This is a genomic window from Flavobacterium sp. HJJ (assembly GCF_015351475.1).
Classification (GTDB): domain Bacteria; phylum Bacteroidota; class Bacteroidia; order Flavobacteriales; family Flavobacteriaceae; genus Flavobacterium; species Flavobacterium marginilacus.
In genome coordinates this window covers 1-14,258 of sequence record NZ_JADKPR010000003.1, presented here as the reverse complement: position 1 = coordinate 14,258, position 14,258 = coordinate 1, and the positions used below count along the sequence as shown (strand labels likewise).

Here is a 14,258-nt window from a genome sequence, read left to right as displayed (position 1 = left end):
AAAAAATAAACCATAAATAAAACACTATAATTATTTATATTGATAAAATATTGATTTTTTATCAATAACACCTGTCTATTAAACTAAAACGTTATAGATAATAATTATTTTTAATTAAATACTTATATTATACATAAAAAACAATTTTTATACATTTTCTGAATTATATTTTTTTTATTACAGAATTATGCTTTTCAATAATTAATCCAAAAAAGCAATCGGTTGCTTCTAAAACAAAAAAACTCCCTTCAAAAGCATTGAAAGGAGTAGTCATTTGTCAAGAAAATAAGCTGTCTATTTTAAAGAATTTTAATCCATAATTTCATTTTCAGGAGGGCCTAGAAAAGAAGGCAGTAATCCTCCGGTATCTATCAGAATCTTTTGCAGAACAATACCGGGTTCTAAAACACGAAAACGCAGTGTATGTTTTCCTTGTTTCTGAATAGAAAGTTTTACTGAAGACCGTATAATCTGTTCTGCCTGCCATTTTCCTAATTCACCGCGGTAATGACCGTTGAAGTTTACAAGCTGTGGTTTTTCTCCATCAAAAGAGATCTCATAGCGCAATCCCTTGTTACTGTTAAAATTTAAAGTAGGTGCCAAAAGCAGCTCAACACTAAACTCGCCACTGGAGGCAAAGTCGATTTCATATTCTACAAAAACATTTTCAGTCTCACTCGGATAGGCATTTTGCGGAAAAGTGGTAATACCTGACTTTGTTTTTCCAAAATCAGGAATCACTTCCCAATGAATTTTATCAGTATTATTTGCTTTGGAAAAATGTTCCGCTTCTATAGAAACATAACCGTTCCTTTCTTTGAAAGTTTTGCTGATATGCGCATCTTTTTCAGAAATATAAGTAACGTCAGGCAATATATTTTTAGGCGAATCGTGCCAGCTTTTGTAGCCAATTCTCATTTGATCCATCATATGAGTCCACTTGCCTCCAGCAATTTTATTGTTATATTTATCCTGAAGAACAGAATCACGGGCAAAATAAGTTTTTACTTTATCCGCATAATCATTGGCCAAAATATTTTTTCCATCCGCAAGTTTTCTGTTTTTTGCCTGTGCAAAATACATTTCATAAAGATTACTGCAGGCGTCTATCGGATAAAGCACCAGCTGAAAATAAGCGTCTTTATATTGTACAGGAATTTCATCATAAAGACGATAAGCATCTAATGCCAAATTTTTATAATCATTGACAACAGTTTCAAATTCATTATAATTGTCAAGGCTAAAAGTTTTACTGTTCAGCATTTCAGGAGTAATACGTCGGTTATACCTTGGGTAAGTATTTAACAGATCTGCAATTTCTTTGGCCTGTTTTTTTCCAAACTGCTGTGCTGCCCAATTCTCTGTAAATTCAAAAAGATTCTTAGAATTGAACTGCTTTGGATTCCAAGCCATGTCCAGAAAGAAACTAATAGGAAATTCCATTGGTTTAAGATCTCCCACATTTACAATCCAGACTTTATCAACGCCGTGTTCGTAACTAAGAGTCATCTGCTCCCAAACTCTTTGTATAGGACTGATATTAATCCATTTTGAATTTCTTGGAGCGCCAACATAGTCAAAATGATAATATATTCCGTAACCTCCTTTGTGCATTGGTTTAACCGGATCTGGAAGCTTGCGCACATTTCCCCAATTATCATCGCAGAACAGCAGAATCACATCATCAGGAACTTTCATTCCCTGGTCAAAATATTCCTGTACCTCTTTGTACAAGGCCCAAACCTGCGGTGTTTTTTCAGCTTTTTGTTTCGTAATCTTTTCTATTATCTGACGCTGATTTTTTACAATATTCTCCAGCAGACTAATATTAGTTCCTTCTGTCATTGCTTCATCTCCATCTCCGCGCATTCCAACAGTGACTAATTTTTCCCAATTCATACTGCGTTCGATTCCAGTCTTCCAAAATTCATCTAAAATCGGCTTATTTTTGGAATAATCCCAAACATTCTGCAGTTTGTTTTTTTGAATATATCGTTTCCAGTCCTGCTGTGCCAAAGCCATTGGTTCATGATGAGATGTCCCCATTACAATTCCCATTTCATTCGCCAGCGGACCATTTTTAACATCATCATCATAAAAAGCATTTCCCCACATAGCCGGCCACATATAATTGGCCTTGAGACGAAGAAGCAGTTCAAAAACTTTTTCGTAAAACTGACTATTAAATCCTCCAAACGCTGCTTTACTCCAGCCGCTTAAAGCTGGAGCCTCATCATTCAGGAAAATACCTCTGTATTTCACAGCAGGTTCGCCATCAGTATACATTCCTTTTTTGAAATACAGGTTTTCTTTATGCTCTACCGGTACATCAGCCCAGTAATACCAAGGAGAAACGCCTATCTGACGGGATAATTCATAAATTCCATAAATGGTTCCCCGTTTGTCGCTTCCAGCGATTATAACAGCCTCCTCTACTCCCTTGAAAGGATTTTTAATACTTTGAATGATAAATTTTTCATTCTTACCTTTCAGTTCTTTACCATCAATTTTCTTAAGTTTTATTAAATCATCAATTGCAGAATTGGTACCGATTGTTCCAATGATTATCAGCGGAGATGAAGTGCTTACTATCTGATTAAGAATTGCAGGCTTATCCCCTGTTACTTTTTCAAAATCAGACTGAAGATTGTTCACTGCACGCAGAATGCCTTTATCTGTTCCATTATTTACAAACAATGAAAGCCTTAATGATTTTTCTTTAAGAACAACAGCATCGGCACTTTTTTCGGCCGTGATAAAAGATTCTGCTGCTTTTAATGGACTAAAAATACAGACTGCAGCAAGTGTTACAATAAATTTCGACAAAGCTTTCATTATATTTCTTTTAAAATTATATATAAAATTAACCCTTCGGATACAATTAGACTTAATGATTAAAATTCTTAATTTTATGACTAATACTTATCCGTTTTCCTATTTCTATAAAACAGCTAATATTACTTTTTTTTTTAGTAATTACACTCGCCAGAATGCAAACTATATTTTGAATTTAAATTTAAAAAGCCGAGAGTGAATCAACACTCTCGGCTGCCTAACTAAAACAAACTTAATAACTAACTAATTATGAAGGTATCCTGTAAAAACTACACTTATAATTGTTAACCAAAATGCATCATTTAAAGTTGTTCTTCATTAGGTATAAAACTTAATAACCAGGATTCTGATATGCTTTCTTTTCAGCATCTGTCATTTCCATTCCATCAAGCTGGCCAATTGGAATTGGTCTTAAATAATGATATGGCTGGATAGTTCTTGTTACTGTTACAGGAGTATGATCACCATAATTAGCTCCACAAATTCTATAGGTTCCTGCTAGCTCATTCCATTTTTGAGTACGTACTAAATCATACCAGCGGTATCCTTCTCCAAAATATTCACGTGAACGCTCAGCAAGAATGTAGTTAATATCAATAACTGCAGGAGTTGCCGCTGTAAGTGCCGCGCTGTTATCTACAGCTTTTGCTACATTACCATTATTATCCCAGCGCCATTTTCCTGCACGAGCACGGATGACATTAATTAGATTTCTGGCTGTCATAGATCCAGTTGCTCCTTTTACAGCAGCTTCAGCAGCTACAAAATAAAGTTCCGAAAATTTAGCAATTGGAAATGGTCTTGTACTTGCAGCATTAGGCTGTCCTAAAGTACCTGCATTATCTGTACGATATGGACCTAATTTCCAGAATCCTGGATACACAATTCTGCTAATCCCTAATGGTGAGACAACATAGTCAGCTCTACCTGGTAAAACTCCAGCACCAATACCACTTCCGCCTCCTCCAGAAGGGTATGTTATAGCAGCAGCAGGCTCAGCATCTAAGAATGACAATACAGCATCTTTTGGGCTTATTGGTAATGAATTTGCATTATACAATGTTGCTACATCTGTTAATCCAGTTCCTTTTAAATTCCAGTTCCCGCGATATACAGTTGTAAAAGTACCATCATATCGTGAATCATTTGTTTTATCAGCAAATGTGTTTGTAAAAACATCAATAGGAGGCGCCATACGAGTCCAAGGACGTCCCAAAGCCTGAGCCGCTTCACGCTGAACAGGAGACACTAAACTGCCAGCTGCATTTTTACTTTTAATCGCTGTATAATTCCAAGTTGCCATCCATCCTGCAAAATTATCCGCACCGCCGCCATTAGCATAAGTAAGGCTGGATCCGTTATAATACTCATTAGCCTCAGTATGATCAGCATAAAGCAGCATTTCTTTATTACGGTCGTTAGAACCCAAATTAACATCGTAGAAACTTGCCTGCAGAGCAAAATTACTTCCTGCATTATTAATACCGTCTAAAGCAACATTATATGCTTCCTGGAAATACCATTGTGCATTATGACCGTCAGGGTCTGTTCTTGGAGTATCTGGATAGGTTGGAATATTATTTGGATTTTGTAACCACCAAGCATATGTCAAATAAGCTTTCGCTAAATATAAACGAGCCAATGTTTTAGTTGCTGTTCCAGTCAGTCTAGATGCATCCGGTAATTGAGCTACAGCAGCTTTTAAGTCAGGGAAAATTGCCTTAGTATAAACTTCAGTTACAGTATTACGTACCGAAAATCTGGTAGCTACATTATTGAAAGCTAACACTCCTGTTCCTAAATCCAGAGGCACTCCTCCAAAAGTCTGCACTAATAAGAAATAATCGAAACCTCTAAAAAACTTAGACTCTGCAATTAAACTTGGAGAAACTCCAACAGATGCTCCATTTTCAATAATTCCATTGGCTGTATTAATATCTGAAAATGAATTATTCCACAACACATCAGAACGGCTAGAACTTGCAGTAATTGATCCCACACCTGATAAATCATGATCTTTAAAGTTGCCATCAGCACTTTGCGCATAGGTAATCTCATCTGTACCGGTTTCTAATGAATTATAAAAATAAGCATTCCCATACAGCCAGCGTAAATGTGCATAATGAGATGTTAGACCTTGAAGTACACCCTGCTCTGTTTTAAAATAGCCAGGCTCATAAAAATCATGCGGTTTTTCCTCTAATAGGTCTGAACAACCAGCCAAGCTAAACAAAGCTACTGATCCTATAATTATATTTTTAAATATATATCGTTTCATATTATTCTTTATTAAAATGTTAAGTTAAGCCCCATTAAAAAGTTACGAGTAGATGGTGTATTAGTACCAATAACTAAAAATTTGTTAGGATAAGAAGCTACCGCCTGATTTTGATCACCCAAAGAGTTTGTTTCTGGATCCATGCCTGACATATCATGATAAGGAGAAAAGAAAACAAATGGATTCTGAACTGAAGCATATATTCTTAGTTTATCAATACCTACAGTTTTCATGAAATCCTGCTGAAGGGTATAACCAAGAGTTATAGATCTAATTTTCAAATAAGACCCATCAAAATACCCCATAGTAGACATATATTTTGGATTATCACCGCTTCTAACACCGTTTGGATTAGGGAAATCTGCACCTGTATTTGTTGGTGTCCAATAATCTACATCCACATTACTGCCACGACCATTAAGTAAGTTCAAATAACTCGCACTACCGTATAGTGTACTTATCAAAATCCCACCGCTTCTAAAAGCTCCAACGGCATTAAAATCAAAACCTTTATACGTTAAGTTAGTATTGAAACCACCTTGAAAATCAGGATCGGTATCAATAATTTGTCTATCATTTTCATTAATTCTACGTACAGGAGAACCATCGGCATTATAATCTCCAGTATATGCTACTTTTATAGACCCCACTACAGTCCCCTTATCATTAACACCCGTTGGACCTGACTCATATTTATCCATAAAAGCGTCGCCCTGTTGCCATAGTCCTACCTTTTTATAATCATAAATAGAAGCTATATTATGACCAACAAACCATAAGTTTGATACATCCCTATCCGATCCTGAAGCAAGAGATTTGATTTGGTTTTGATTAGCATAAAAGTTAACACCAACCGTCCAGGTTAAACCATTAGGATTATCTAATATCACCCCGTTTAATGAAATTTCATATCCTTTATTTTCTGACGTACCAACATTTGCAGTATAACTATCAACACCTGTCGTCGTAGGTAATTTTACTTTTTGCAATAAATTCTTAGTTTGTGTATTATAATATTCTACAGTACCCGTCAAACGACTATTAAAAAATCCAAAATCCAATCCATAATTCATGGTTTGAGAATACTCCCATCCCAAGGCAGAGTTAGGCAATTCATTAACATAAACTCCTGTCGAATTAGTGGTTCCAAAATTATATGCCCTAGTATTTAAGGATCCTAAAGTTTTATAAGGATCAACTGCTTGGTTAGAAGTCTCACCATAACCTGCACGCAATTTTAACGAACTAAGCCAAGAAATATTTTTCATAAAAGATTCATTAGAAATAGTCCAGCCTGCAGAAACCGCTGGATAAGTAACCCACTTGTGACCATCAGCTAATCTTGAAGACCCGTCAGAACGTATTGTTCCTGAAATAAAATAACGATTATCGTAAGAGTACATTAATCTCGCCATAGCAGAACGCAATCCCCATTTTGTATAATCCTGTTCAGAAGGTGTTATAGTGATAGGTTCCTCACTTTGCCCCATATTATAAAATTGAAATGCATCAGAAGTAATTCCGTTTCTTGCAATTCTCGAATTATTTCCTGTATAACTTTCATTAGAATATAGTCCAACAAAATTAATAGTATGTTTTTGGGCAAAAGTCTTATCATAAGTAATTAAATTCTCAAGCAGCCATTGTGTTGACATGAAATTACTAATTGAAGCATTAGATAAAGTAGCTGCATTTACATCAAAAACACCCTGCCCTTCATAATATCCATTATTAGTTGAACGCAAATTCAGTCCAGAATTCAATCTGTATTTCAAACCATCTACACCTGGAATTTTTAGCTCGGCAAAAATATTATTGTAAGTACTAAATGCTCTGTCTAGATTAATATATTTATCGCCTAAACCATTAATCGTTTTTCTAGTATAAACCCACTTATCATCTATCAATCCCTGATTTACAACTCTCTTTAAATTCCCATCAGCATCATAAGGATTTACTAATGGAGACATACTCAAAGCTGTTCCAGGCCCTATATTGTCACCGTTTGTAACTGCATAGTTATTATTAGTAGTAAATCCTATGCGAAATGCAGTTCCGATTTCCTGATCTAGTGATGCTCTAAGGCTAAAACGCTCATAAGACTGACCAGGTAAAACGGATTCTTCTTTATAGTAACCAAGTCCTCCTGTATAAGAACCGCCTTCACTTCCTCCAGTAACAGCTACATCATGACTTATTATTTGGCCAGAATCATACAGTAAACCCTGCCAGTCAGTATTAGTTCCTCTTACTTCATCTCTACCATCTGAATATAACTTAGTAATATCACGAAGCGCTGCAAACTTATTACCGTCCATCATATCATATTCACCAAAAACATTCTTTACACCGCCAAATCCATTATAAGTAAATTTAGCTTTTTGACCTTTACGCCCTTTATTTGTTGTAATCAATACAACACCATTAGCACCGCGAGAACCATAAATAGCAGTCGCTGAAGCATCCTTTAAAATATCAAGGGACTTAATATCAACTGGGTTAATATCACCAATTGCCCCTGCAAAAGGAACGCCGTCAAGTACAATCAAAGGATCATTATTTGCAGTTAACGATCTAGTACCGCGAATACGGATCTGCATTGAAGCACCCGGTTTGGTAGAGGTTTGAGTTAATTCAACACCAGGAAGTCTTGCCTGCAGTGCCTGAGTTACATTTCCTGATGCAAACTCACCCAATTCTTTTCCTGCAATTGTAGAAACAGATCCCGTAACTGCCTCCTTACGAACGGCACCGTATCCAATTACTACAATTTCTTTCAGCGTATTGGATTCTTCTTCAAGAGTAACATTTATAGTAGTACGCCCGCTTACTGTTACTTCTTTTGTTTTATATCCTAAAAAACTAAAAACAAGTACTCCATTTGAAGGAACATCTTTAATCGAATATTTACCGTCAAAATCAGAGCTGGTTCCGCTGCTTGTTCCTTTCAGGTTTACATTCGCTCCAGGAACAGGACCATTTTTGTCTGATATTATTCCTGTAACCGCCGTTTGCGCACCCGCACTGAGCGAAAGAACAAACATTAAAATCAAAAAACCAAGGCATTTACAATGCTTTGATTTGCTTGTAACAAAATAGTTAGTCATAAAAATTGATTTAATTAATTAAAATAGGGTTAGTCATATTTACATCAAATTGTTTTTGATGTAATTGATTCAAATATATAAAATAATCAACACAACACAATCGGTTGTGTTGATTATTTTTTAATAAAATGAAAAAAAAGTGCGATAAAAAAACAATATGCGTATTTTTAATAACTTAATTTTAAATTTTCACTAAATAAAATTATTATTTAAGTATCTTTACTGTAAATAAAAAGTCATTTAGACTGAAAAATTAAAAAAAATATAAAAAGTTAAAAAAAATATATTTTTCTAAAAAAAAACAAAATTTATAAAACTTTAGAATTATATTCTTTCAAATAACTAAGTATAATTAAAAAAAAGATTATATAAATATTCAATGTAATATAGGTGCTATTTTAAAAAAAATGAGAGATACTCAAAAAGCGAAGAGCAAAACAAGCGGTTGCATAAAAAAACTCTCTCCAAATATTATTTTGAAGAGAGTTCCATAAATTATAAAGAAGAAATTAGAAACTTTTACAAATTCATCTTTTTAGCATCTTCAACAAACTGTGCTAAACCAATATCTGTCAAAGGATGCTTCAACAATCCTTTAATTGCAGAAAGCGGACCGGTCATTACATCAGATCCAACTTTTGCACAATCGACAATATGCATAGTATGCCTGATTGAAGCAGAAAGAATTTGTGTTTGATAATCATAGTTATCATATATTTCTCTGATTTCAGAAATCAAATGTATTCCGTCTGTAGAAATATCATCTAATCTGCCTAAGAAAGGAGAAACATAAGTTGCTCCGGCTTTAGCCGCCAAAAGTGCCTGACCTGCTGAGAATACCAGAGTAACATTCGTTCTGATACCTTTTGACGAAAAATATTTACAAGCTTTTACACCATCAGCAATCATAGGCAGTTTCACTACGATCTGCGGATGTAAAGCAGCAAGTTCCTCACCTTCTCTTACCATTCCTTCATAATCTGTAGAAATAACTTCGGCTGAAACATCTCCGTCAACAATATTGCAAATATCAAGGTAATGCTGCAAAATATTTGCTTTTCCAGTAATTCCTTCTTTTGCCATCAATGACGGATTGGTTGTAACCCCGTCTAAAACTCCCAATGACTGAGCTTCTTTAATATCTCCTAAATTGGCTGTATCTATAAAAAATTTCATATTCTAGTTTTTTAACTTTAAACAATAATCAGATTCCCTCTGATTTCCTGACTTATCTATTTTTTAAATTAATGATTTCTAATAAAATTCAATTATCTCAAAAACAGTTAAATAAATTTCTTTAGAAATAAACTGCTTCGTTATAAAGCAAAAAAAATGTGCACTCCAATTGCGTTAGTCTTTAAAACATTTGATAACAAATAACCTAAAAACATTACTAAAGCTGACTTTACATCTCAAATAAAATTCATAAAAAAGTAACTAAACCTTTAAATCTTTTTTCAAAAATCTTAAATGACAATCAAGCTGGCAGCAATCGGAACACACATTTCTGCAGTATTCAATTTTTACTATTAAATATACTGATTAATTATATTTTCGAACAATTCTTGTTTACCGCTCTGTAAATTTAATTCTCCATTTTCCTGGGCAATTTTATACAAAGCCTGTAAATCTAATTTTCCTTCTTCGAAAGCTTTTCCGTTTCCAGAATCAAAAGAACTATATCTTTCTGTTCTTAATTTTTCGTAAGGAGAAGAAGTGATGATTTTATCAGCAGTCAATAAAGCTCTTGCAAAAGTATCTGCTCCCCCAATATGCGCTAAGAAAACATCTTCCATATCTGTCGAATTTCTTCTGATTTTAGCATCAAAATTGATTCCACCTCCTTGTAAACCGCCTGCTTTCAAGAACACAAGCATAGCTTCGGTAGTCTCCTGAATGTTATTTGGGAATTGGTCGGTATCCCATCCGTTTTGGTAATCACCTCTGTTCGCATCTAAACTTCCTAACATTCCAGCTTTGGCGGCCACTTCAATTTCATGCTGAAAAGTGTGCTGTGCCAATGTAGCGTGATTTACCTCAATGTTCATTTTGAAATCTTTATCTAAACCATATTGACGTAAAAATCCAATAGCAGTAGCACAGTCAAAATCATACTGATGTTTTGAAGGCTCCATAGGTTTTGGCTCAATAAAGAAATTTCCTTTGAATCCCTGTGCTCTTGCATAATCTCTGGCTTGTACCAAAAATTGTCCCATGTGATCCAATTCTCTTCCCATATCAGTGTTAAGCAAAGTCATATACCCTTCACGTCCTCCCCAGAATACATAGTTTTCTCCTCCTAATGCAATAGTAGCATCCAAAGCCAGTTTTACCTGCCCTCCTGCTCTAGCAACAACATTAAAATCAGGATTGGTTGCCGCTCCGTTCATATAACGCGGGTTAGAAAAACAGTTTGCAGTTCCCCAAAGCAATTTTACTCCAGAAGCGGCTTGTTTTTCTTTCAAATAATCAGTTATCGTAGCTAATCTGCTTTCTGATTCTGCAAAAGTTGCGCCTTCTCTAACTAAGTCATAATCGTGAAAACAGTAATGACCAAAACCCATTTTAGTAATGAATTCGAATGCTGCATCCGCTTTTTCTTTTGCCGCTTCAATTGCATCAGCAGGCTGATCCCAGGCAAAATGCTGTGTACCTGGTCCAAAAGGATCGCTCCCCTGTCCGCAGAAAGTATGCCAGTATGCAATGGCAAATTTAAAATGCTCACGCATTGTTTTTCCAGCAACAACCTGATCTGGATTGTAATATTTAAACGCTAAAGGATTATCAGATTCTTTTCCTTCAAATTTAATCTGCCCGATACCTTTATAGTACTCTTTGTTTCCTAAAACTATCATTTCTCTACTATTTATTTGTTAATATTAATTCTAATTCTTTTTTCCATTTTTGATAAGCTTCTTGATATGGTTCGCTATTCTGCAAAGGCAAAAATGTCATAACGTGATCATTTTTTGAAATATTTGAACCAAATTTTTCAAAATCACCATCGGTTAATCCGACTGCTCTTGCTGCTCCCACTGCTCCTGTTGTATTATAAATTTCAATTTCGTGACCAATTAAAGACGCAACAGTATTTGAAAATATTTCCGAACGAAATAAATTATCATTCCCTGCACGAATTACTCCAATGGCAGCATTGTCATCTTTCAGACATTCCATTCCGTAAACAAATGAAAAGGCAATTCCTTCTAAAGCCGCTCTAAATAAATGAGAATTACTGTGAATGTTTAAATTAAGATTTAGGAAATGCGTTCCAATGTTTTTGTTGTTAAACATACGCTCAGCACCATTTCCAAAAGGAATTACTACCAACCCTTCTGAACCAATTGCAATTTTGGCAGCTTTGTGGTTCATAGATTCATAGGTTTCGTCTCCCATATTATTACGCAGCCATCGGTACTGAATTCCAGCTCCGTTGATATTTAATAACTTTCCGATTCGAGGATTTTTTTCTTCAAAATTAACATGCACAAAATTATTCACACGTGTACTATTTCCAATTGTAACATCGGTTACGGCATAAAAAACTCCAGAAGTTCCGCCTGTCGCTGCTACTTCACCAGGATTTAATACATTTAAAGACAACGCATTATTAGGCTGATCTCCTGCTCTATACACAATCGGAATTCCAACGGGAAGCCCTGATTCCTGAGAACCTTTTTCATTTGTAACCCCTTGATTGCTAAAATTCTCAACAATAGCAGGTGTCATAGAAGTTTCAATTCCGTAATACTCCAATAACCAATCTGCTACTTTATTTTCTTTATAGTCCCAAAGCATTCCTTCTGACAGACCATTTTTGGTTGTAGTAATATCGCCTGTCAGTTTATAAGAGATATAATCTCCCGGAAGCATGTATTTATATACTTTTTTGTAAATCTCAGGTTCATTCTCTTTTACCCATTTTAATTTTGAAGCAGTAAAATTTCCCGGAGAATTCAACAAATGTGTCATACATTTATCTTCGCCTAATTCTGCAAAAGCCTTGTTTCCAATTTCAACTGCTCTACTATCACACCAAATAATGGAGTTGCGTAAAGAGCTGCCATCTTCACCAACAACGACTAAACCATGCATCTGATACGAAATACCAACACCTTGAATTTTTGAAGCATCAATATTAGCCTCACGAATAGCTCTTTTAGTTGCTGTGCAAATGTGTTCCCACCAAACTTCAGGATCTTGTTCTGCCCAATCAGACTGAAGCGAAACAATTTCCATTTCGTTTTGAGGCTCATTCAAAACAATTATTTTTTTTCCTGTTGCTGCTTCAACTAAGGCTGCCTTAACTGAAGAACTTCCAATGTCATATCCTATATAATACATAACTATAACTTATAATGATTCTCTTAATATTAAATTTGTCGGCACGTAACACTGAACTATTTCGTCATGCGTGATAAATGCTGCTGCTTTTGTTCCTAATGCGGCAAAATCAGTCGATACTACTGAAATTCCTTTGTATATAAATTTCTTCATTGGTGTTTCATTGTATGACAAAAAACCAACATCTGTACCAGGCTCAAAATCCTTCTCCTTACATTGCTCTAAAAAATGACCTAAAATCCTGTCACTCACACTCATATAAGCAATGTTTTTTTCTATGATAAACTCTTTTGAGTCCGTGATAATTTTATAATCAAAATCATAATCAGCACAAAATTTCTCAAAATATTGAATTGTTTCTTTTGGATGATTAGTATATTCAGGATATACAAACTGTATGTTTTTATATTTCCTGAATAAATCAGCCGCCTGTGTCAAAGAATCATAAAACGCTCTTCCAAAATCCTGAAAAATATAATTGTTCTCTTTTTTTGAATGTACATTCCAATCAATCAAGAGCAGCTTATCATTAGAAATTGACGACAGTGTTGGGATTATTTCTTCATGATCAAAATTCATGACCACGTATTTATAATATTTTCCAACACTATTATTAATTATCGTTTTAAAAACATCTATGTTATAATGATGAAACTGAACATCAGTAATTACATTATCAGGCAGATTATTTACAAAAGAATGATATAAAACTTCTTTATAAGCTTTGAAAGTATCCAGCACCAAAAGCACTTTTCTCGTTTCACCCGAAACATAATAGCCCTTATTAGGAACCGATTCAATAACTTTTTGCTCTTTTAATATTGAATACGCTTTAAAAACAGTATCTCTTGACAGCTGATTATTTTTACATATGCTGTTAACCGAAGGAAGCAGTTCTCCTTTCTGTAATATATTCTCAGCTATTGCATTTGTAATCCCATTTACCAGCTGCTGGTATTTTGGAATATCACTGTCATGATTTATTACAAATACAAATTTATCTTCTTCTTCGTTTGTCATTCCGTTCCGTTCTGTTCTGGTCTGCTAAACTAGTCACTTTTATCTAATAAAAAAAATATTTGCTCCTATTTTTTTGTCTTCTCAACATTTATTATTTGAAAACTTTTATATTTTTCCGACGAAAGACAAATTCTCATCTACAGCCTCAGCAGACTAGTATATGAATATTTATTTTTCGCCGAAAAATTATGCACTAACTGCTCTATTTTTTACATTAAAAAAAGAATCTCTTCCTGTTTTAAATCTCTCTGCCATAGGGATCAATAGTCACAATTGACCCGTCATCATTATACTCGATTTTAGCCACTTTCATGCTCCGCAAATGAGTAACACCCTTGGAAAGACTCGAATCATGGTAAAACAGATACCAGTCATTCTCAACCCTGCATATTGAATGGTGCGTGGTCCAGCCCACAACCGGATTCAGGATGCGTCCCTGATACACAAACGGTCCGTACGGGCTGTAGCCTATCGCATAACAGATAAAATGCGTATCGCCTGTGGAGTATGAGAAATAATATTTATCGTTGTATTTATGAACCCACGAGGCTTCAAAGAAACGGCGGTCATTGTCACCGGCCAGCAGAAGCTCTCCGTTCTCATCAAGAATCTGGATTTCTTTCGGTTCCTCATCAAACTCAAGCATATCGTCTCTGAGTCTTGCAACAATAGGA

General features: G+C 35.0%; 8 protein-coding genes. All 8 read right to left on the bottom strand.

From position 1 onward, the window contains the following. Window positions 1-309: 309 nt before the first annotated feature. Window positions 310-2,835 (bottom strand): glycosyl hydrolase 115 family protein, encoded by a 2,526-nt coding sequence (locus tag IRZ80_RS03560; protein ID WP_194640188.1) that lies wholly within the window; start codon window positions 2,833-2,835, stop codon window positions 310-312. Window positions 2,836-3,166: 331 nt separating this feature from the next. Then, the gene (locus tag IRZ80_RS03555; RefSeq protein ID WP_194640187.1) at window positions 3,167-5,113 is read right to left on the bottom strand and encodes a RagB/SusD family nutrient uptake outer membrane protein; all 1,947 of its coding nucleotides are present in this window, start codon (window positions 5,111-5,113) and stop codon (window positions 3,167-3,169) included. Between the two features lie 11 nt (window positions 5,114-5,124). Beyond that, window positions 5,125-8,220 carry a SusC/RagA family TonB-linked outer membrane protein gene (locus tag IRZ80_RS03550; RefSeq protein ID WP_194640186.1) on the bottom strand — a complete coding sequence of 1,032 codons (3,096 nt, stop codon included), beginning with the start codon at window positions 8,218-8,220 and terminating at the stop codon, window positions 5,125-5,127. 519 nt (window positions 8,221-8,739) lie between these two features. Then, complete coding sequence (fsa, locus tag IRZ80_RS03545; RefSeq protein WP_194640185.1) at window positions 8,740-9,396, bottom strand: fructose-6-phosphate aldolase; 657 nt, start codon at window positions 9,394-9,396, stop codon at window positions 8,740-8,742. 353 nt (window positions 9,397-9,749) lie between these two features. Then, the gene (gene xylA, locus IRZ80_RS03540; protein ID WP_194640184.1) at window positions 9,750-11,075 is read right to left on the bottom strand and encodes a xylose isomerase; all 1,326 of its coding nucleotides are present in this window, start codon (window positions 11,073-11,075) and stop codon (window positions 9,750-9,752) included. A gap of 7 nt (window positions 11,076-11,082) precedes the next feature. Then, the gene (locus IRZ80_RS03535; protein WP_194640183.1) at window positions 11,083-12,564 is read right to left on the bottom strand and encodes a xylulokinase; all 1,482 of its coding nucleotides are present in this window, start codon (window positions 12,562-12,564) and stop codon (window positions 11,083-11,085) included. A 9-nt stretch (window positions 12,565-12,573) separates the two neighbouring features. Further along, window positions 12,574-13,584: a GntR family transcriptional regulator gene (locus tag IRZ80_RS03530; protein ID WP_194640182.1), complete on the bottom strand. Its 1,011-nt coding sequence runs from the start codon at window positions 13,582-13,584 to the stop codon at window positions 12,574-12,576. A 238-nt stretch (window positions 13,585-13,822) separates the two neighbouring features. Then, window positions 13,823-14,258: family 43 glycosylhydrolase (locus IRZ80_RS03525; protein ID WP_194640181.1), on the bottom strand; the 436-nt coding region annotated here is incomplete at its 5' end.